This is a genomic window from uncultured Nocardioides sp. (genome assembly GCF_902805925.1).
In the GTDB taxonomy this organism is placed as follows: Bacteria; Actinomycetota; Actinomycetes; order Propionibacteriales; family Nocardioidaceae; genus Nocardioides.
This window is the reverse complement of sequence record NZ_CADCUP010000034.1, coordinates 14021-33233: the sequence shown is the minus strand read 5'-3', so window position 1 is coordinate 33233 and position 19213 is coordinate 14021. Positions and strand designations below refer to the sequence as shown.

Here is a 19213-nt window from a genome sequence, read left to right as displayed (position 1 = left end):
GGAGAGACCAATGATCCAGCAGGAGTCGCGACTCAAGGTCGCCGACAACACCGGTGCGAAGGAGATCCTCTGCATCCGTGTTCTCGGTGGCTCTGGACGTCGCTACGCCGGCATCGGCGACACCATCGTCGCCACCGTCAAGGACGCGATCCCCGGTGGCAACGTGAAGAAGGGTGACGTCGTCAAGGCCGTCATCGTGCGCACCGTCAAGGAGCGCCGCCGGGCCGACGGCTCGTACATCCGCTTCGACGAGAACGCCGCCGTCATCCTCAAGGCCGACGGCGAGCCGCGCGGCACCCGCATCTTCGGTCCCGTGGGCCGCGAGCTGCGCGAGAAGCGCTTCATGAAGATCATCTCGCTGGCACCGGAGGTGCTCTGACATGACCAAGTCGCTGAACATCAAGAAGGGCGACACCGTCAAGGTGATCGCCGGCAAGGACAAGGGCGCCGAGGGCAAGGTCATCCAGGTGCTCCGCGAGGAGCAGCGGGTGGTCGTCGAGGGTGTCAACCGCATCAAGCGGCACACCAAGGTCCAGAACCAGGGCGGTCGCGCCGGCACCACCGGCGGCATCATCACCGCCGAGGCCCCCATCCACGTCTCGAACGTGATGCTGGTCGACGGTGACGGGGTCACCCGCGTCGGCTTCCGTCGCGACGAGATCACCAAGCGTCGCCCCGACGGGTCGGAGTACACCGCGCACCGCAGTGTCCGGGTCTCGCGCAAGTCCGGGAAGGACATCTGAGATGGCTGAGTCCACCACCACGGCCGCCCCGCGGCTCAAGACCCGCTACCGCGAGGAGATCCTCCCCGCACTGCGCTCCGAGTTCGAGATCAAGAACGTCATGCAGGTGCCCGGCCTGACCAAGATCGTGGTCAACATGGGCGTCGGCGAGGCGGCTCGCGACTCCAAGCTCATCGAGGGCGCGGTCAAGGACCTCACCGCGATCACCGGCCAGAAGCCGATGGTCACCAAGGCCCGCAAGTCCATCGCCCAGTTCAAGCTGCGCGAGGGCATGCCGATCGGTGCGCACGTCACGCTGCGCGGCGACCGGATGTGGGAGTTCCTGGACCGCCTGCTGTCGCTGGCGCTGCCGCGCATCCGCGACTTCCGTGGCCTCTCGCCCAAGCAGTTCGACGGCCGGGGCAACTACACCTTCGGTCTCACCGAGCAGGTCATGTTCCACGAGATCAACCAGGACCGGATCGACCGGTCGCGCGGCATGGACATCACCATCGTGACCACCGCGACCAACGACGACGAGGGCCGCGCGCTGCTCAAGCAGCTCGGCTTCCCGTTCAAGGAGAACTGACATGGCGAAGACTGCACTCAAGGTCAAGGCCGCCCGCAAGCCCAAGTTCGCCGTGCGCGGCTACACCCGCTGCCAGCGCTGCGGCCGCCCCAAGGCCGTCTACCGCAAGTTCGGCCTGTGCCGCATCTGCCTGCGCGAGATGGCCCACCGCGGCGAGCTGCCCGGCGTCACCAAGTCCTCCTGGTGAGCACCTCCCACCACGACCGCTGAAGGTCCCGCCCCCGGGCGGGAAACCACAGAAGAGAGAGAACGACCACACATGACGATGACCGACCCGATCGCAGACATGCTCACGCGTCTGCGCAACGCCAACCAGGCGTACCACGACGCTGTCACGATGCCGTACAGCAAGCTCAAGCAGGGCGTCGCGGAGATCCTCCAGCAGGAGGGCTACATCACCTCCTACGACGTCGCCGAGCCCGGCGAGGGCCAGGTGGGCAAGACGCTCCACATCACCCTCAAGTACGGCCGCAACCGCGAGCGCTCGATCGCCGGCGTCCGCCGCATCAGCAAGCCCGGCCTCCGGGTCTACGCCAAGAGCACGGGCCTGCCCAAGGTGCTCGGCGGACTCGGCGTCGCGATCATCTCGACGAGCCAGGGCCTGCTGACCGACCGCCAGGCGAACAAGAAGGGCGTGGGTGGGGAAGTCCTCGCCTACGTCTGGTAACCGAGACCAGAGAAGGAGAGAAGAACATGTCGCGAATCGGCAAGCTCCCGATCACGGTCCCGTCCGCGGTCGACGTGCAGATCGAGAACTCCCTGGTGACCGTCAAGGGTCCCAAGGGCACGCTGGCGCACTCCGTCGCCGCCCCGATCACGATCGACCGTGGCGAGGACGGCATCCTCGAGGTCAAGCGCCCCGACGACGACCGCACCAGCCGCTCGCTCCACGGCCTCACCCGCACCCTGATCAGCAACATGGTGGTGGGCGTGACCGAGGGCTACGAGAAGAAGCTCGAGATCGTGGGCGTGGGCTACCGCGTCCTGTCCAAGGGCCCGACGCAGCTGGAGTTCCAGCTCGGCTACTCCCACCCCATCGTCTTCGACGCCCCCGAGGGCATCACCTTCACCGTCGAGGGCCCGACCAAGCTCGGTGTCGTCGGCATCGACAAGCAGCTCGTCGGCGAGGTCGCCGCCAAGATCCGCAAGCTGCGCAAGCCCGAGCCGTACAAGGGCAAGGGCGTTCGTTACGCCGGCGAGCACATCCGCCGCAAGGTCGGAAAGGCTGGTAAGTAGCCATGGGTATCTCCCTGAGCAACAACAAGCACACCTCGGCGCGCACGAAGTCGCGCCTGCGTCGTCAGATGCGTGGCCGCAAGAAGATCGCCGGCACGAGCGAGCGTCCGCGCCTGGTCGTCACCCGGTCCGCGCGCCACATCTCGGTGCAGGTCGTCGACGACCTGGTCGGGCAGACGCTGGCGTACGCCTCGACGATGGAGGCCGACCTCCGGTCCACCGACGGAGACAAGACCGCCAAGGCCAAGCGGGTCGGCGAGCTCGTCGCCGAGCGCGCCCGGGCCGCCGGTGTCGAGGGCGTGGTCTTCGACCGCGCCGGCAACAAGTACCACGGCCGCATCGCGGCCCTCGCCGACGCCGCCCGTGAGGGCGGACTGGCCTTCTGATCGCACGACAACGCGGCAAGAGAGAGAACTTTTAGATATGGAGCACATCTCATGAGCGGAGCCCAGCGCGGACAGCGCAGCGGCGGCTCGGGTGACCGGCGCCAGCGCGACGACCGTCGCGGTGGCGGCGCCGAGAAGTCTGCCTACATCGAGCGCGTCGTTGCCATCAACCGGGTCGCCAAGGTCGTCAAGGGTGGTCGTCGCTTCAGCTTCACCGCCCTGGTGATCGTCGGTGACGGCGAGGGCCTGGTCGGTGTCGGCTACGGCAAGGCCAAGGAGGTCCCCGCGGCGATCGCCAAGGGTGTCGAGGAGGCCAAGAAGCACTTCTTCAAGGTCCCCCGCATCCAGGGCACGATCCCGCACCCGGTCCAGGGCGAGAAGGCCGCCGGCGTGGTGCTGCTGCGCCCGGCCGCTCCCGGTACCGGTGTGATCGCGGGCGGTCCCGTCCGCGCGGTGCTCGAGTGCGCCGGCATCCACGACATCCTGAGCAAGTCGCTCGGCTCGTCCAACCAGATCAACATCGTGCACGCCACCGTGGCGGCACTGCAGCTGCTGGAGGAGCCCGAGGCGGTGGCCGCTCGTCGCGGCCTGACCGTCGAGGAGGTCACTCCGGCCGCGATCCTGCGGGCGCGTGCCGAGCAGGCGGCGGAGGTGTCGGCCTGATGGCTCAGCTCAAGGTCCAGCAGAACAAGTCCACGATCGGCTGCAAGGCCAACCAGCGCGAGACCCTGCGCACGCTCGGTCTCAAGCGGATCGGCGACGTGGTCGTCAAGGAGGACCGCCCGGAGATCCGCGGCATGGTCCACACCGTCCGTCACCTGGTGACGGTCGAGGAAGTGAGCTGACATGACGCTCAAGCTGCACCACCTGCGCCCCGCCCCGGGTGCCAAGACCGCCAAGACCCGCGTGGGTCGAGGCGAGGGCTCCAAGGGCAAGACGTCCGGACGTGGCACCAAGGGCTCCAAGGCCCGCTACCAGGTCCCGGCCGCCTTCGAGGGTGGCCAGATGCCCCTGCACATGAGGCTCCCGAAGCTCAAGGGCTTCCGGAACCCCTTCAAGGTCGAGTTCCAGGTCGTCAACCTCGACCGCCTCGGGGCCCTGTTCCCCGAGGGCGGCGCCGTCTCCGTCGACGACCTCGTCGCCCGGGGCGCGGTCCGCAAGGGCCAGCCCGTCAAGGTGCTCGGCCAGGGTGAGATCTCGGTCGCGGTCCAGGTGACCGCGCACGCGTTCTCCGGCTCGGCCAAGGACAAGATCGAAGGCGCCGGCGGCACCGTCACGGTTGCCTGAGGCCGCCGTCGGACATCGGTACGGGGCCCGTCCCGTCGTGAGTGATCGCGGCAGGCCGGGCCCCGTGCTGCATGGCTGGGGACGCGTCGCTGCCTGTTAGGCTTCCCCGGGCCCGTACGCCAGCCCGTCGTCCCCGACGGGCCGGTGCGGACCCCCCGGTGGTCGAGCTCCTCGAGACCACGGACCCCATCAGAAAGAGGATCCAGTGCTAGGCGCGTTCGCCAACGCTTTCCGCACGCCGGACCTGCGGCGCAAGCTGCTGTTCGTCCTGCTGATCATCACCGTCTTCCGGCTGGGCTCCCAGGTGCCCGCGCCCGGTGTCAACGTGGCCAACGTGCGGTCGTGCCTCGACAGCCAGGCCTCCGGCGGCGTCGTCGACCTGATCAACCTGTTCTCGGGCGGAGCGCTGCTCCAGCTCACCATCTTCGCGCTGGGCATCATGCCCTACATCACCGCCAGCATCATCCTGCAGCTGCTCGTCGTGGTCATCCCACGGCTCGAGGCGCTGAAGAAGGAGGGTCAGGCGGGCCAGACGAAGATCACCCAGTACACCCGCTACCTCACCCTGGGCCTCGCCCTGCTCCAGGCCACCGGCATCGTGGCGCTCGCACGCTCGGGCAACCTCCTGCAGAACTGCAACCAGGACCTGCTGCACAGCAACAGCACCTCGACGTTCCTCATCATCGTCATCACGATGACCGCCGGCACCGCCGTCATCATGTGGCTCGGTGAGCTGATCACCGACCGCGGCATCGGCAACGGCATGTCGATCCTGATCTTCACCCAGGTCGTCGCGACGTTCCCGGCCTCGCTGTGGGGCGTCCAGCAGACGCAGGGCTGGTGGGTCTTCGGCGTGGTGATGGTCATCGGGCTCGTCATCATCGCCGGCGTGATCTTCATCGAGCAGGCCCAGCGGCGCATCCCCGTGCAGTACGCCCGGCGGATGGTCGGGCGCAAGATGTTCGGCGGCAGCTCGACGTACATCCCGCTCAAGGTCAACCAGGCCGGCATCATCCCGGTGATCTTCGCCTCCTCGCTGCTCTACCTGCCCGCCATGGCCGTGCAGTTCAACGCGAACACCACCAACCCGGTGCTGACGTTCCTGAACAACTACCTGGTGGGCGGCCAGCACCCGCTCTACATGGCGATCTACTTCGCGCTGATCATCTTCTTCACCTACTTCTACGTGTCGATCACCTTCAACCCCCAAGAGGTGGCCGACAACATGAAGAAGTACGGCGGCTTCATCCCGGGCATCCGCGCCGGCAAGCCGACCGAGGACTACCTGTCCTACGTCCTGTCCCGGATCACCTTCCCGGGTGCGCTCTACCTCGGTCTCATCTCCCTGATCCCGCTGATCGCCTTCGCGCTGATCGGCGCCGACCAGAACTTCCCCTTCGGCGGCACCTCCATCCTGATCATGGTGGGCGTCGCGCTCGACACGGTGAAGCAGATCGAGAGCCAGCTCCAGCAGCGCAACTACGAAGGGTTCCTGCGGTAATGCGCCTGATCATCATGGGCCCGCCCGGGGCCGGCAAGGGCACCCAGGCGCGGTTCATCGCCGAGCACTTCGGCATCCCCGCCATCTCCACCGGCGACATCTTCCGCGCCAACGTCTCGGCAGGCACTGCGCTCGGCGTGGAGGCACAGCGCTACATGGACTCCGGGGAGTACGTCCCGGACAAGATCACCAACATGATGGTCCGCAACCGGATCGACGAGAAGGACGCCGACCCCGGCTTCCTGCTCGACGGCTACCCCCGGACCCTCGCGCAGGTCGAGGAGCTCGACGGGATGATCGCGTTCACCGGCCACGTCCTGGACGCCGTGGTGGTGCTGACCGTCGACCAGGACGAGATCGTGCAGCGGCTGCTCGGCCGCGCCGAGCTCGAGGGCCGGGCCGACGACACCGAGGACGTCATCCGCCGGCGGCAGGAGCTGTACGTCGAGCAGACCGAGCCCCTCATCGAGGTCTACCGCCGTCGTGGGCTCATCGTCGAGATCGACGGGATGGGCGAGGTCGACCAGGTCACCGAGCGCATCTTCGAGGCGCTGGACGTCGTACCCCAGAGCTGAGGGACGACCACATGGGCCTGCGCGACCGCGGCATCCAGATCAAGACCCCCGAGCAGGTCGACCAGATGCGTCGCGCCGGCCTCGTGGTGGGGCGCACGCTGGAGCTGCTGCGCTCCTCGGTCCGTCCGGGCGTCACCACCGGTGAGCTCGACGCGATCGCCGAGGACGCCATCCGCAGCGGCGGCGGCACACCGTCCTTCCTGGGCTACCACGGGTTCACCGGGTCGATCTGCGCCTCGGTCAACGAGGAGGTCGTGCACGGCATCCCGGGCGACCGGGCGCTGGCCGAGGGAGACCTCGTCTCCCTCGACTGCGGCGCCATCGTCGAGGGCTGGCACGGCGACGCCGCCGTCACGGTGCCGGTCGGGGAGGTGCGGCCCGAGGCGACGGCCCTGATGCAGGTCACCGAGGAGTCGATGTGGCGCGGCATCGCCGCCGCCCGGCTCGGGGGCCGGGTCACCGACATCTCCTGCGCCATCGAGCAGCACGTCCGCGGCGCCGGCTCCTACGGCATCCTCGAGGACTACGTCGGGCACGGCATCGGCTCGGAGATGCACCAGCCGCCGAACGTCCCCAACTACGGCCGCCCCGGCAAGGGGCCCAGGCTCGTGGAGGGCCTGGCGCTGGCGGTCGAGCCGATGATCACCCTCGGCACCCACGACAGCGAGGTCCTCGACGACGACTGGACCGTCGTCACCGCGGACGGCTCGTGGGCCGCCCACTTCGAGCACACCTTCACCCTCACGCCCCGAGGCGCGTGGGTGCTCACCGCCCTCGACGGCGGCGAGCAGCGGCTCGGGGAGCTCGGCGTGCCGTTCGGCGGTCGCTGAACGCTGTCCCGCCCGGCGGTCGCGGTTGGCCCAGCGGCCCTGTCTGTGTAAGCATGGTCACATCAGGAGGGGAGTATTCCCGTCGCGATGGTGTCGTCAGTACGGCGCGGACCGATGGGTCCAAGCCCGGTGCCATCGGCTCGCACGCAGCCGCGTGGCCGAGCGGAAGAGACCTCCGGAGCATCGAGCATCGGTCAGCGCACCGCGCGCCGGCACCTTTTCCCTCCTGAGGAGCAACTTCCGTGGACATACCCATCTGGGTCTGGATCGCCACCGGCGTCGTGACCGTCGCAATCTTCACCTTCGACCTGGCGGTGGTCGGCCGACGGCCCCACGAGCCGAGCATGAAGGAGTGCTCGACGTACCTGTCCATCTACGTCGGTCTCGCAGTCCTCTTCGGTCTCGGTGTCTGGTACAGCTCCGGCGGGACCTACGCGCTGGAGTTCTACTCCGGCTGGCTGGTGGAGTACTCGCTCTCCATCGACAACCTCTTCATCTTCATCATCATCATGAGCAAGTTCGCCGTGCCGCGCGAGCTGCAGCAGTACGCCCTGATGATCGGCATCGTGATGGCCCTGGTGATGCGGGCGATCTTCATCGCCGTCGGTGCCGCGGCGATCAGCAACTTCAGCTGGGTGTTCTACCTCTTCGGCCTCTTCCTGGTCTACACCGCCGTCAAGCTGGCCAAGGAGGGCGCGGAGGACGAGGATGAGGACGAGTTCGAGGAGAACAAGCTCGTCGCCCTCATCGAGCGTCGCTTCTCGGCCACCTCGGAGTGGCACGGCAAGAGCCTGTTCGTGCGAGACGGCAACGCCAAGCGGATGATCACGCCGCTGTTCATCGTGATCGTCACCCTCGGCACGACCGACCTGCTCTTCGCCCTGGACTCGATCCCGGCGATCTTCGGCATCACCAAGGAGCCCTACCTGGTGCTGACGGCCAACATCTTCGCGCTGATGGGCCTGCGCCAGCTGTACTTCCTGATCGGCGGCCTGCTGCAGCGCCTGATCTACCTGTCCTACGGGCTGGCGTTCCTGCTGGCCTTCATCGGCGTCAAGCTGTTCTTCCACGCGCTGCACGAGAACGAGCTGCCGTTCATCAACGGCGGCGAGCACCTCGACTACGCCTGGCTCGAGATCCCGATCTGGCTCTCGCTCGTCGTCATCCTGGCGACCCTGGTGATCACCGCTGTGCTCTCGCTGTGGGCCGCCAACCGCATGACGGCCAAGGAGCAGGACGCGGCCACCGGACCCCGCCGCGACTTCCACGACGACTGAGCGACCCGCGCTCCACCGGTCGGCTCAGGCGCAGGCCTGAGCCGGACCGGGGAGTCGTCGGCGCGCTGGAGGAGCACCTCCGGCCCGGCTTCCTGCGCCGTCGAGCCCGAGATCAGGCGCCGGCGGCCGCCCGCGGGCGATTAGGGTTTCTCCGCCGCCCCGCCTAGACTTGCGTGTCGGCCCAACGTGGGTCGCGTCTCGTGGTGCCTCGCGGCTGCCCGGACCACCGAACACCTGCTCCTCGAGCCGGTCGCTCGCGTGCCCGGGTGGGGCACCCGGACCGCTCCACGAGGTCCACCGGTCGCTTGCGACCGGGAGGTTCCCGGGCCACCCGACGGACGCCGTCCGCCGGTACGCACACGGTAGACAACGCACGAAGATTGTGGAGGACATGCCGAAGAAAGAAGGCGTGATCGAGATCGAGGGCACCGTCGTGGAGGCCCTTCCCAACGCCATGTTCCGGGTCGAGCTGACCAACGGACACAAGGTGCTCGCCCACATCAGCGGCAAGATGCGCCAGCACTACATCCGGATCCTCCCCGAGGACCGCGTGGTGGTGGAGCTCTCGCCGTACGACCTCACCCGGGGTCGCATCGTCTACCGCTACAAGTAGCCAGCCACTCGAGAAAGGCCTCCCCCGTGAAGGTCAACCCCAGCGTCAAGCCGATCTGCGACAAGTGCAAGGTCATCCGTCGCCACGGCCGCGTCATGGTCATCTGTGAGAACCCGCGTCACAAGCAGCGCCAGGGCTAGGTCTCGATACACCCGCTCGTGCCTCGCGGGCACTCGACCACCGAGATACACCCGCTCGTGCCTCGCGGGCACTCGACCACCGAGATACGCCCGCTCGTGCCTCACGGGCACTCGACCACCGAGCAGCAGCAACACAACTGAACACCACACAACGTGATCGCTAGCCCGGCAGCCGCCGGGCGAACCACCTCCGGAGCAGCGGCCGGGGCCCGACCGAGGCGGTACGGGGCGCGACACGAACCGAAACCGCTGTGCAGACAGACAAGGAAACGCCACATGGCACGCCTCGTTGGTGTGGACCTCCCGCGCGACAAGCGCATCGAGATCGCACTCACCTACATCTACGGCATCGGCCGTACCCGCGCCCAGCAGCTGCTCGCCGCCACCGGGGTCGACCCGAACGCGCGCGTCCACACGCTGGGTGACGACGAGCTGGTCAAGCTCCGCGACGAGATCGAGTCCAACTTCAAGATCGAGGGTGACCTCCGTCGCGAGGTCCAGGCAGACATCCGCCGCAAGATCGAGATCGGCAGCTACCAGGGTCGCCGCCACCGCATGGGCCTCCCGGTCCGCGGCCAGCGCACCAAGACCAACGCTCGCACCCGCAAGGGTCCCAAGCGCACCGTCGCCGGCAAGAAGAAGGCGAAGTGACGCGCCCGCGCGCCACCGCCTCCACCTCGATCTCCCCCCGACCAGCTACCTCCAGGAGTTACTGAATGCCTCCCAAGAGCCGCACCACCAAGGTGCGCCGCAAGGAGAAGAAGAACGTCGCTCAGGGCGAAGCCCACATCAAGAGCACGTTCAACAACACCATCGTCACGATCACCGACCCCACCGGCGCGGTCATCGCCTGGGCCTCCGCCGGCACCGTCGGCTTCAAGGGCTCGCGCAAGTCCACGCCGTTCGCCGCGCAGATGGCGGCCGAGGCTGCTGGTCGTCGGGCGCAGGAGCACGGGATGAAGAAGATCGACGTCTTCGTGAAGGGCCCCGGATCGGGCCGCGAGACGGCGATCCGCTCGCTGGGTGCCATCGGCCTCGAGGTCGGCACCATCCAGGACGTCACCCCCGCCCCGCACAACGGATGCCGGCCGCCCAAGCGCCGCCGCGTCTGACCCCGACCAGAGACCCAAGGAGAGACTGACATGGCCCGCTACACCGGCCCCATGACCAAGAAGTCGCGCCGTCTCGGTGTCGACCTCGTGGGTGGCGACCAGGCGTTCGAGCGTCGCCCCTACCCGCCCGGCCAGCACGGCCGCGGCCGCATCAAGGAGAGCGAGTACCTCCTCCAGCTGCGCGAGAAGCAGAAGGCGCGCTTCTCCTACGGCATCCTGGAGAAGCAGTTCTACAAGTACTACGTCGAGGCGTCGCGCCGTTCGGGCAAGACGGGTGACAACCTGCTGCAGATGCTCGAGTGCCGTCTCGACAACGTGGTCTACCGTGCCGGGTTCGCCCGCACGCGCCGCCACGCCCGCCAGCTCGTCGTGCACGGACACCTCCTCGTCAACGGCCGCAAGGTCGACATCCCCTCGTTCCAGGTGAGCGCCCACGACGTCATCGACGTCCGGGAGAAGTCGTTGGAGATGACGCCGTTCATCGTGGCTCGCGAGACCCACGGCGAGCGGCACGTCCCGGCGTGGCTCGAGGCCATCCCCACCCGGATGCGCATCCTCGTGCACCAGGTCCCGGTCCGGGCACAGATCGACGTGCCGGTCCAGGAGCAGCTGATCGTCGAGTACTACTCCAAGAAGTAATCCGGTCCCGGTGCCCGCTCCGGCGGGCACCGGGCCTACTCACACCCTTCTCCATCACCGCAGTTCGGGTCCGTCATATAGCGGATGGGCCCGGGAAGGAAAGAATCAGTGCTTATCGCTCAGCGCCCCACGCTGTCGGAAGAGACCGTCGAGGAGTTCCGCTCACGCTTCGTGATCGAGCCGCTCGAGCCGGGCTTCGGCTACACGCTCGGCAACTCCCTGCGTCGTACGCTCCTGTCCTCGATCCCCGGTGCCTCGGTCACGAGCATCAAGGTCGACTCCGTCCTCCACGAGTTCTCGACCATCGAGGGCGTCACCGAGGACGTCACCGAGATCATCCTCAACCTCAAGAGCCTCGTCGTCTCCTCCGAGCACGACGAGCCCGTCACGATGTACCTGCGCAAGTCGGGTGCCGGTGACGTCACCGCCGCCGACATCGCGCCGCCCGCCGGTGTCGAGGTGCACAACCCCGACCTGAAGATCGCCACCCTGTCCGAGACGGGCAAGCTCGAGATGGAGCTGGTCGTCGAGCGCGGCCGCGGCTACGTCTCCTCGGTCCAGAACAAGGGCATGGACAACGAGATCGGCCGGATGCCGGTCGACTCGATCTACAGCCCCGTCCTGAAGGTGACCTACAAGGTCGAGGCCACCCGTGTCGAGCAGCGCACCGACTTCGACAAGCTGGTCATCGACGTGGAGACCAAGCCGTCGATCCGTCCCCGCGACGCGATCGCCTCGGCCGGCAAGACCCTCGTCGAGCTGTTCGGCCTGGCCCGTGAGCTCAACGTGGAGGCCGAGGGCATCGACATCGGTCCCTCGCCCGTCGACGAGCAGCTCGCCGCCGACCTCGCCCTGCCGGTCGAGGAGCTGCAGCTCACCGTCCGCTCCTACAACTGCCTCAAGCGCGAGGGCATCCACACCGTGGGTGAGCTGATCTCGCGCTCGGAGCAGGACCTGCTCGACATCCGCAACTTCGGCGCCAAGTCGATCGACGAGGTCAAGGCGAAGCTGGTCGAGATGGGGCTCTCGCTCAAGGACAGCGCGCCCGGCTTCGACCCGCACGCCGCCCTCGCGGCGTACGGCGACGACGACGACGACGCGTTCGTCGAGGACGAGCAGTACTGACACCCACCCAAATCGACCGGCGCCCGCCGGTCGTCTATCCGGGTACCTGACACGGCCCGGGAGAAATGAGAGAAGCAGATGCCCACTCCCAAGAAGGGTGCCCGTCTCGGCGGCAGCCCGGCCCACCAGCGCCTGATCCTGTCGAACCTGGCGACGGCGCTGTTCGAGCACGGCCGCATCACCACCACCGAGGCCAAGGCGCGACTGCTGCGTCCCTACGCCGAGAAGCTCATCACCAAGGCCAAGAAGGGCGACCTGCACAACCGTCGTGAGGTCCTCAAGACCATCCACGACAAGTCGGTCGTGCACGCCCTGTTCGTCGACATCGCGCCGACCTTCTCCGAGCGTCCGGGTGGCTACACCCGCATCACGAAGATCGGCCCCCGCAAGGGCGACAACGCGCCGATGGCCGTGATCGAGCTGGTGACCGAGGCCTACTCGCCGAAGGCCGCGTCGTCGAAGAGGACGACGGCCGCCGCGCCGCCGGCCCCGGCCGTGGTGGAGGAGGAGCCGGTCGACACCGAGGCGACCGAGGTCGAGGGCGCCGAGACCGCCGAGGTCGAGGCCACCGAGGTCGAGGTCGCCGACGCCGAGGTTGCTCCGGCCGAGGTCGCCGACGCCGAGGTTGCTCCGGCCGAGGGCGACGCCGAGGTCGAGGCTGCCCCGGCCGAGGGCGACGACGACGCCGAGGCCGAGTCGAAGTAGTCCCACTGCCCGCCACGAGGCCCGCCGTCCGTCGGACGGCGGGTCTCGTCGTTCCGCCGGCCCCCTAGGCCCAGCCCTCCTCGACCAGCCGGGTCGCCTCGGTGACGGTCAGTCCCAGGCGGCGGCAGGTGGCGACGTACGCCGCCGCCGCGTCCTCGGCCGCGGCCGACCCGGCCGCCGCCGTCGAGGCGACGAAGGTGCCCCGGCGGCCCTCGGTGACGACCACGCCGTCGGTCTCGAGCGCGCGGTAGGCCTTGGCGACGGTGTTCGCCGCCAGGCCCAGCTGCTCGGCGAGGGCGCGCACGGTGGGCAGCCGGGTGCCGGGGGCCAACGCGCCGCCCGCCGCACCCGAGGCGATCTGTGCGCGCAGCTGCTCGAAGGGCGCCACCGCGGAGCCGGCGTCGGGGGGCGAGAGGGGCAGGGCGTCCATGACGCCATGATGCCGCCCTCGGGTCCGAGGCGTCCGCCTGAGGCCGGGCCGGGGCCCGGTGCGGGCGGAGGACCCGGCCGTCATGACTAGGATCCCAGTGGCCAGCCGGCCCGGTGCGTGCGAAGGAGAGGCCAGTCATGGAGGCAGTCGAGGACGACGCGGTCCTGGTCGTCGGCGAGAGCCTGATCGACGTGGTCCACGCACCCGGGAGGGAGGCGGTCGAGCACGTGGGCGGCAGCGCCGCCAACGCAGCGGTCGCCCTGGCGCGGCTCGGACGCCCGGTGTGGTTCGCCTCCGCCTTCGGGGCCGACGACCGCGGCCGGCGCATCCGCTCCCAGCTCCAGGCCGAGGGGATCCGCTGGGCCTCCGACCCGCTCTCCCTGGACCACACCGCGGTCGCGGTGGCCCGGCTCGACGACGCCGGCCACGCGACGTACACCTTCGACATCGCCTGGCAGCTGCACCCCCTGCGTGACGACCTGCCGCCGCCCGCCGTGGTGCAGGTCAGCTCGCTGGCGCCCACGCTGGCACCGGGGGCCGAGGACGTGCTGGCCGCCGTGCACCGCTACCGCGACCGGGCCCTGGTGGCCTACGACGTCAACGTGCGGCCCGCCATCACCGGCACCGGCCCCGAGGTGGTCGCCGCGGTGGAGGCGATGGTGGCGCTCGCCGACGTGGTGAAGGCCTCCGACGAGGACCTCGCCGGCCTGTACGCCGACCGCGACGAGGCCGCCGCGGTCGCCCACCTCCTCTCGCTCGGCCCGGCCGTCGTCGTGGTCACCCGCGGGGGCGACGGCGCGCAGTGGCGCTCCGCGTCCGCCTCCGTCGAGGTGCCGGCCCAGGTCGGCCCGGTGGTCGACACCATCGGCGCCGGCGACACCTTCGGGGCCGCCATGCTCGACGCCCTGATGGCCCGGGGCTGCGCCGGGCCGGGTGCCCGGCAGGCCCTCGAGGATCTCGGTGCCGACCACGTGCACGAGGTGCTGGCGCGGGCCGCGCACGCGGCAGCGGTCACGGTCTCGCGGGCCGGGGCGAACCCGCCGTACCGGCGCGAGCTCGGCTGACGCAGCCCTCAGGCCGGTGGCCGCCAGGCGGGGTCGCGGCCGATGAAGCCGACCAGCCGGTCCTGCACCGGGGCGTCGTCGGGCACCGGCACCCGGGGGCCGTACTGGCCGGAGCCGCGCATCATGTCCTCGATGGGCTGCATGCCGGCCAGCATCTCCGCGCACGTGTCCGCGTCGAGCTCGTGCGGCTGCCCGGTCGCCCGGGCCAGGTCCCAGGCGTGCAGGAACACGTCGGAGATGTAGAAACGGTCGATCGCCGTGGCCAGCGGCAGCTCGCCGAGGTGGGGGTTGGTCAGCCGGCGGTCGGCGGTGGCGGGGTCCTCGAGCACGGCCTGCACCCCGTCGTACGCCGCCTGCCAGGCGCCGACCGGGTCGTCGGCCACCGACGGGCCGGCCGGGAGCCGGACGTCGCTGCCGCCGGCCAGGAAGCCGGGCAGCCACTCGACGAGGTGGCCCACCACGTCGCGGGCGGTCCAGCCCGTCACCGGCGCCGGCGCCTCCCACGACCGGGTCGAGGCGACCAGGTCGGTGAAGGCACCGGCGACCGCGCGGTGGCGGGCTGCGGGATCAGACGGCAGCATCGGCGAGGAGGTCGTCGAGCTTGGCGTAGCCCTCGTTGACGCCGGTCTCCATGCCCGAGCGGAGCCAGGCGTCGCGGCCCTCGAAGGAGTCGGTCAGCGACTGGGCGTGGAGGCGGGTGCGGCCGTCGCCGAGGTCCTCGAAGGTGAGGGTCTCCAGGGCGACGCTCTCGGGCATGCCCTCCCACGTGAAGGTCTGCACCAGCCGGCGCGGGGAGATCTCGTGGAAGCACCCGCGGAAGCCGAACTCCTCCTCGCCCCGGGTGTTGAGGAAGCGCCAGCTGCCGCCGGTGCGGGCGTCCCAGTAGTCGATCTCGGTGCCGACGCTGGACGGGCCGACCCACTGCTTGAACAGCTCGGGGTCGGTGTGGGCCCGGAAGAGCTGCTCGGGCGTGGCGTGGAAGTCGCGGGTGATCCTGATCATCGGGACGTCCTCGACCGCCTCGATGGTGGCCTCGGCGTGCTGGGTGGTGACGCTCATGATGCTGTTCCTTCCTCGGTGGCTGTCGTGTCCTCGGTGGTGCGGGGGTCCTGCTGGTCCAGCTGAGCCAGCACGGCGTCCAGGCGCTGGTAGCGCTCCTCGGCCCTGCGGCGGTACCGCTCGATCCACTTCGTCATCAGGTCGAACACCTCGGCCTCCAGGTGCACCGGGCGGCGCTGCGCCTCCCGGGTCCGGCTGACCAGGCCCGCGTCCTCCAGCACCTTGAGGTGCTTGGAGACCGCCTGGACGCTGACGTCGTACGGCGCGGCGAGGTCGCCCACGGTGGCGTCGGCCTCCGTGAGGCGGGCGACCATGTCGCGGCGCGTCGGGTCGGCGAGCGCGGCGAAGACGCGGGAGAGCTGGTCCGTCATGACGACACCTTCTTCAACTGATCGGTTGAATGAAGGTAGCCGCAGCGCGGGACGCTTGTCAACCGTTTGGTTGAACAACCTCTGGAGTGCCGTCGACCGGGGTCAGGTAGGCGTGCACGAACGGCACGACGCTGGCGCCCTCACCGCTGGCCGCGGCCACGCGCTTCATGGAGCCCGACCGGATGTCCCCGGCGGCGAAGACCCCCGGCACCGTGGTGGCGAGGTTGCCCGGCGGCAGGCCGTCCACCCAGCACTGCTTGGGCACGTCGCGCCCGGTGAGCACGAAGCCACGCTCGTCGCGGGCCACCGTGGCGGGCAGCCAGTCGCAGCGCGGCTCGGCGCCGAGCAGGAGGAACAGCCCGTGCGCCTCCACCCGGGTGCGCTCGCCGGTGCTGACGTCCTCCAGCACCAGCCACTGCAGGCGGCCCTCGCCGCCGCCGTCGACGACCTGGGTGCAGGTCTGCACCGAGATCCCGGGGTGGTACTCGATCTCGCCGACGAGGTAGTCCGACATCGTCTCGGCGAGCGTCGGACGCCGGACCAGGATGGTCACCGAGCGGGCGAAGCGCGCGAGGTGGACCGCTGCCTGGCCGGCGGAGTTGCCGCCGCCGACGACGTAGGCGTCGTAGTCCTCCATCTCACGGGCCGCGGTCATCGCAGCGCCGTAGTGGACGCCGAGCCCGACGAGGCCCTCGATCGCCGGCACGCCGAGCTTGCGGTAGGCGACGCCGGTGGAGACCATGACCGCCCGGGCCTCGACGTCGCCGCCCTCGGTGCGCAGGACGTGCGGGGCGCCGTCGACGCCGGGCTCCAGGGCGGTCACGTCCCAGCCGGTGAAGAAGCGGGTGCCGAACCGCAGTGCCTGGTTGCGGGCCCGCTGGGCCAGCCGCATGCCGGAGATGCCACGGGGGAAGCCGAGGTAGTTGCGGATCATCGAGCTGGTGCCGGCCTGGCCGCCGATGGCCTCGGCCTCGAGCACGACGACCGACAGCCCCTCGGAGGCGCCGTACACCGCGGCGGCGAGGCCGGCCGGCCCGCCTCCGACGACGACGAGGTCGACCACCTCCGCGACCTCGACGTCGCCGGGCGCGCCGTACAGGGTGACGGCCACGTCGCGCACCGACCGTGCCCGGATCGGGCGCCGGTTGAGGGCGTGGACCAGCGGGTAGCCCAGCTCGTCGTCGACCAGGTCGCGCACCAGGCGCCCGCCCTCGCTCTCGGGGTCGTAGACGCGGCTCGGCATGCCCATCCGGTCGAGGTAGTCGCGGATGCCGAGTGTGAGGGCGTCGTGGACCGGCGAGACGATCGCGACCGACACGACCTCCGGGTCGGCCACCGTGGAGCCCCAGTCGGAGAGCAGGTCGGTGACGGCGTTGTGGAACTCCTCGTCACGGATGCCGCGCGGCATCAGCAGGTAGGCGTCGTACTTGCCCTTGGCCATGCCGGGCCGCAACGCCGGCGCGTCCTCGATGAAGTGCTCCCAGTGGGCCGCGACGAGGCGACGGGCGTTGGGCGCCACGGTGCGCCACTTCGTGAAGGCGGCCAGCAGGTGGTCGTCGGGCAGGCGCGAGTCGGAGACGAAGAGCGCGACGGTGCCGCCACCGGCCCGCACCTGCTCGGCCGCCCGGAGGGCCTCGTCGCACGAGCGGGCCGTGCGTACGTCGTACTCGCGGGCGTAGCGGTGGAAGGAGTCGTGGAGCGTGTCGATGTGGTCAGCAGACACCAGGACGATCGCCGGATCGGTCACCCGTTCAGCGTAGGACCGACCGCAATAGGGTGTCGGGCGTGCGCATCCGGATCGACCTCGCCTACGACGGCACCGACTTCCACGGGTGGGCGGCGCAACCCGGGCTGCGGACCGTGCAGGGCACGCTCGAGCCGGCCCTGGCGACGGCCCTGCGGATCCCCGCGGCGCGCGTGGTGTGCGCCGGGCGCACCGACACCGGCGTGCACGCGCGCGGGCAGGTCGCCCACCTCGACCTCGAGCCGGGGCTGCTGAGCGGCTCCGCGGGCAGGTCCCAGGACTCACCGACCGTGGCGCTGCGGGGACGGCTCAACGGCATCCTCCCCCGTGACCTGCGCATCCGGCGGGTGGGCGAGGCGCCGGAGGGGTTCGACGCCCGGTTCTCCGCGCACTGGCGGCGCTACGCCTACCGGGTGGCCGACGACCCGTGGCGGGTCGACCCGCTGCGCCGCCACCACGTCCTGGTCTGGCCCCGCCCGCTCGACCTGGACGCGATGAACGAGGCCTCGGACATGCTGCTGGGACTGCGCGACTTCGCCGCCTTCTGCCGGCGCCGCGAGGGAGCGACGACGATCCGCACGCTGCTGGACCTGACGTGGGTGCGCGACGACGAGGGCGTCGCGGTCGCCACGGTGCGCGCCGACGCCTTCTGCCACAGCATGGTGAGGTCGCTGGTGGGGTGCCTGCTCGCGATCGGGGACGGACGCCGCCCGGTGAGGTGGGCCGTCGACGTGCTCTCGGCCGCCCGCCGCGACCCGTCGGCGACCGTGGCGCGGGCGCTCGGCCTCACGCTGGAGGAGGTCGGCTACCCGGCCGACGACGAGCTGGCGGCCCAGGCGCGGCACACCCGGGCGCTGCGGGAGGTGCGATGAGCGGCACCGCGTCCGAGGACGGGCAGGAGCACTACTTCTCCGCCGACCCCACCGTGCCGTTCCGGCGGGAGCCCTTCTCGTGCGAGGTGTGGGGCCGGCGGCTCGACCTGGTCAGCGGGTCGGGGGTCTACAGCCGTGGCCGGCTCGACGTCGGCACGGCGGTGCTGCTGCGCGAGACCGAGCCGCCCGGGCCGGGGCGCGTGCTCGACCTCGGCTGCGGGTACGGCGTCATCGGGCTCGGCATCGCCGCCGCCTGGCGGGCGGCCGACGTGCCCGTGGGGGAGGCGGGGGTGACGGGGGTCGACGTCAACGAGCGCGCGGTCCTGCTGGCCGGGGAGAACGCCGCCGCGCTCGGACTGGCGGACCGGTTCGTCGCCAGCACCCCCGGCGCGGTGGCCGACTCGGAGGCGTTCGACGAGATCTGGTCGAACCCGCCGATCCGCATCGGCAAGCGGGCCCTCCACGAGCTGCTCCTCACCTGGCTGCCCCGGCTGCGGCCCGGCGGGCGCGCGGTGATGGTGGTCGGCAAGAACCTGGGCGCCGACTCGCTGCAGCGGTGGCTGGGGGAGCAGGGCCACCCGACGACGCGGCTGGCGAGCGCCAAGGGCTTCCGGGTGCTGGAGTCGCGGCGGCCGGCGGGATAGGCGCCTACGCCGGGCGGCTGTCGACGAGCACGCCGATCTTGTCGATGCGGTGCTCGGGGTTGTCGAACTCGTCGGACCAGTAGTTGCCGGCGGCGTGGTCCTCGATGGTGGCGCACGTCGACAGGGTGATCATCGGCTGGGTGGCCTCGACGCCGGGACGCCCGGGCACGGGCGCGCGCTGCGCGGCCAGCGACTCCGGCGACCGGAACGACGTCCAGCGCGTCCGGCGGACCTCGTAGACGTGCACGGTGCTGCCGGAGCGGACCTCGATGCGGTCACCGCGCTCGCGAGC

Annotated in this window: 29 protein-coding genes and 1 pseudogene; 24 read left to right on the top strand and 6 right to left on the bottom strand. The window is 70.2% G+C overall.

Features of this window, described 5'->3' with window-relative positions:
* Positions 1-10 precede the first annotated feature (10 nt).
* From rplN to rplQ, 21 genes are all read left to right on the top strand, one after another.
* Positions 11-379 carry a 50S ribosomal protein L14 gene (gene rplN / locus QZX64_RS02105; protein WP_295656547.1) on the top strand — a complete coding sequence of 123 codons (369 nt, stop codon included), beginning with the start codon at positions 11-13 and terminating at the stop codon, positions 377-379.
* A 1-nt stretch (position 380) separates the two neighbouring features.
* Positions 381-743, top strand: a complete 363-nt coding sequence (rplX, locus tag QZX64_RS02100; RefSeq protein WP_295656546.1) for a 50S ribosomal protein L24 — start codon at positions 381-383, stop codon at positions 741-743.
* Position 744: 1 nt separating this feature from the next.
* Positions 745-1311 carry a 50S ribosomal protein L5 gene (rplE, locus tag QZX64_RS02095; protein WP_295656544.1) on the top strand — a complete coding sequence of 189 codons (567 nt, stop codon included), beginning with the start codon at positions 745-747 and terminating at the stop codon, positions 1309-1311.
* Position 1312: 1 nt separating this feature from the next.
* A complete protein-coding gene (locus QZX64_RS02090) occupies positions 1313-1498 on the top strand; it encodes a type Z 30S ribosomal protein S14 (RefSeq protein WP_011757321.1) in 186 nt (61 codons plus the stop codon).
* A gap of 72 nt (positions 1499-1570) precedes the next feature.
* A complete protein-coding gene (gene rpsH, locus QZX64_RS02085) occupies positions 1571-1978 on the top strand; it encodes a 30S ribosomal protein S8 (protein WP_295656536.1) in 408 nt (135 codons plus the stop codon).
* Positions 1979-2004: 26 nt separating this feature from the next.
* Entirely contained in the window at positions 2005-2547 is a 543-nt protein-coding gene (gene rplF / locus QZX64_RS02080) for a 50S ribosomal protein L6 (RefSeq protein WP_295656533.1), read from the top strand.
* A gap of 2 nt (positions 2548-2549) precedes the next feature.
* Entirely contained in the window at positions 2550-2933 is a 384-nt protein-coding gene (gene rplR / locus QZX64_RS02075) for a 50S ribosomal protein L18 (RefSeq protein WP_295656531.1), read from the top strand.
* 51 nt (positions 2934-2984) lie between these two features.
* The gene (gene rpsE, locus QZX64_RS02070) at positions 2985-3596 is read left to right on the top strand and encodes a 30S ribosomal protein S5 (protein ID WP_295656530.1); all 612 of its coding nucleotides are present in this window, start codon (positions 2985-2987) and stop codon (positions 3594-3596) included.
* Positions 3596-3778: a 50S ribosomal protein L30 gene (rpmD, locus tag QZX64_RS02065; protein WP_295656528.1), complete on the top strand. Its 183-nt coding sequence runs from the start codon at positions 3596-3598 to the stop codon at positions 3776-3778. The genes rpsE and rpmD overlap by 1 nt, the downstream gene beginning before the upstream one ends.
* A gap of 1 nt (position 3779) precedes the next feature.
* Positions 3780-4220 (top strand): 50S ribosomal protein L15, encoded by a 441-nt coding sequence (gene rplO / locus QZX64_RS02060; RefSeq protein WP_295656526.1) that lies wholly within the window; start codon positions 3780-3782, stop codon positions 4218-4220.
* Between the two features lie 205 nt (positions 4221-4425).
* Positions 4426-5721 carry a preprotein translocase subunit SecY gene (gene secY, locus QZX64_RS02055; protein ID WP_295656524.1) on the top strand — a complete coding sequence of 432 codons (1296 nt, stop codon included), beginning with the start codon at positions 4426-4428 and terminating at the stop codon, positions 5719-5721.
* The gene (locus tag QZX64_RS02050; RefSeq protein WP_295656522.1) at positions 5721-6296 is read left to right on the top strand and encodes an adenylate kinase; all 576 of its coding nucleotides are present in this window, start codon (positions 5721-5723) and stop codon (positions 6294-6296) included. Before secY ends, QZX64_RS02050 begins: the two co-directional genes overlap by 1 nt.
* A gap of 11 nt (positions 6297-6307) precedes the next feature.
* Entirely contained in the window at positions 6308-7126 is an 819-nt protein-coding gene (map, locus tag QZX64_RS02045) for a type I methionyl aminopeptidase (protein WP_295656521.1), read from the top strand.
* Positions 7127-7368: 242 nt separating this feature from the next.
* Positions 7369-8403, top strand: coding sequence for a TerC family protein (locus QZX64_RS02040; protein ID WP_295656520.1), 1035 nt, complete (start codon positions 7369-7371; stop codon positions 8401-8403).
* A 391-nt stretch (positions 8404-8794) separates the two neighbouring features.
* A complete protein-coding gene (gene infA, locus QZX64_RS02035; protein WP_036490070.1) occupies positions 8795-9016 on the top strand; it encodes a translation initiation factor IF-1 in 222 nt (73 codons plus the stop codon).
* 26 nt (positions 9017-9042) lie between these two features.
* Positions 9043-9156, top strand: coding sequence for a 50S ribosomal protein L36 (gene rpmJ / locus QZX64_RS02030; RefSeq protein WP_004008316.1), 114 nt, complete (start codon positions 9043-9045; stop codon positions 9154-9156).
* A 276-nt stretch (positions 9157-9432) separates the two neighbouring features.
* Positions 9433-9807: a 30S ribosomal protein S13 gene (rpsM, locus tag QZX64_RS02025; protein ID WP_295656516.1), complete on the top strand. Its 375-nt coding sequence runs from the start codon at positions 9433-9435 to the stop codon at positions 9805-9807.
* 65 nt (positions 9808-9872) lie between these two features.
* Positions 9873-10268 (top strand): 30S ribosomal protein S11, encoded by a 396-nt coding sequence (gene rpsK / locus QZX64_RS02020; RefSeq protein ID WP_181312654.1) that lies wholly within the window; start codon positions 9873-9875, stop codon positions 10266-10268.
* A 30-nt stretch (positions 10269-10298) separates the two neighbouring features.
* Positions 10299-10907, top strand: a complete 609-nt coding sequence (gene rpsD / locus QZX64_RS02015) for a 30S ribosomal protein S4 (protein WP_295656514.1) — start codon at positions 10299-10301, stop codon at positions 10905-10907.
* Positions 10908-11015: 108 nt separating this feature from the next.
* Complete coding sequence (locus QZX64_RS02010; protein ID WP_295656513.1) at positions 11016-12032, top strand: DNA-directed RNA polymerase subunit alpha; 1017 nt, start codon at positions 11016-11018, stop codon at positions 12030-12032.
* Between the two features lie 78 nt (positions 12033-12110).
* The gene (gene rplQ / locus QZX64_RS02005) at positions 12111-12737 is read left to right on the top strand and encodes a 50S ribosomal protein L17 (RefSeq protein ID WP_295656511.1); all 627 of its coding nucleotides are present in this window, start codon (positions 12111-12113) and stop codon (positions 12735-12737) included.
* Positions 12738-12801: 64 nt separating this feature from the next.
* On the opposite strand, the gene QZX64_RS02000 is transcribed toward rplQ, so the two are convergent.
* Positions 12802-13167: a GntR family transcriptional regulator gene (locus QZX64_RS02000; RefSeq protein WP_295656509.1), complete on the bottom strand. Its 366-nt coding sequence runs from the start codon at positions 13165-13167 to the stop codon at positions 12802-12804.
* A gap of 137 nt (positions 13168-13304) precedes the next feature.
* Between QZX64_RS02000 and QZX64_RS01995 the strand changes: the two genes are divergently transcribed.
* Positions 13305-14231 carry a PfkB family carbohydrate kinase gene (locus QZX64_RS01995; protein ID WP_295656507.1) on the top strand — a complete coding sequence of 309 codons (927 nt, stop codon included), beginning with the start codon at positions 13305-13307 and terminating at the stop codon, positions 14229-14231.
* Positions 14232-14239: 8 nt separating this feature from the next.
* On the opposite strand, the gene QZX64_RS01990 is transcribed toward QZX64_RS01995, so the two are convergent.
* The 4 genes from QZX64_RS01990 to QZX64_RS01975 are packed head-to-tail and all read right to left on the bottom strand — an operon-like array spanning position 14240 to position 17408.
* Positions 14240-14812: a TIGR03086 family metal-binding protein gene (locus QZX64_RS01990; RefSeq protein WP_295656505.1), complete on the bottom strand. Its 573-nt coding sequence runs from the start codon at positions 14810-14812 to the stop codon at positions 14240-14242.
* A complete protein-coding gene (locus QZX64_RS01985) occupies positions 14799-15290 on the bottom strand; it encodes an SRPBCC family protein (protein ID WP_295656503.1) in 492 nt (163 codons plus the stop codon). Before QZX64_RS01985 ends, QZX64_RS01990 begins: the two co-directional genes overlap by 14 nt.
* A complete protein-coding gene (locus tag QZX64_RS01980) occupies positions 15287-15661 on the bottom strand; it encodes a helix-turn-helix transcriptional regulator (protein ID WP_295656501.1) in 375 nt (124 codons plus the stop codon). Before QZX64_RS01980 ends, QZX64_RS01985 begins: the two co-directional genes overlap by 4 nt.
* A 58-nt stretch (positions 15662-15719) precedes the next feature.
* Positions 15720-17408 carry an FAD-dependent oxidoreductase gene (locus tag QZX64_RS01975; protein WP_295656499.1) on the bottom strand — a complete coding sequence of 563 codons (1689 nt, stop codon included), beginning with the start codon at positions 17406-17408 and terminating at the stop codon, positions 15720-15722.
* Positions 17409-17446: 38 nt separating this feature from the next.
* Here QZX64_RS01975 and truA point away from each other — a divergent pair, with 38 nt between their 5' ends.
* Complete coding sequence (gene truA / locus QZX64_RS01970; RefSeq protein WP_295656497.1) at positions 17447-18277, top strand: tRNA pseudouridine(38-40) synthase TruA; 831 nt, start codon at positions 17447-17449, stop codon at positions 18275-18277.
* Positions 18274-18921, top strand: a complete 648-nt coding sequence (locus tag QZX64_RS01965; RefSeq protein WP_295656496.1) for a class I SAM-dependent methyltransferase — start codon at positions 18274-18276, stop codon at positions 18919-18921. The genes truA and QZX64_RS01965 overlap by 4 nt, the downstream gene beginning before the upstream one ends.
* Positions 18922-18925: 4 nt before the next feature.
* Here QZX64_RS01965 and QZX64_RS01960 read toward each other — a convergent pair.
* Positions 18926-19213, bottom strand: a pseudogene (locus QZX64_RS01960) (sortase); the annotation flags it as partial.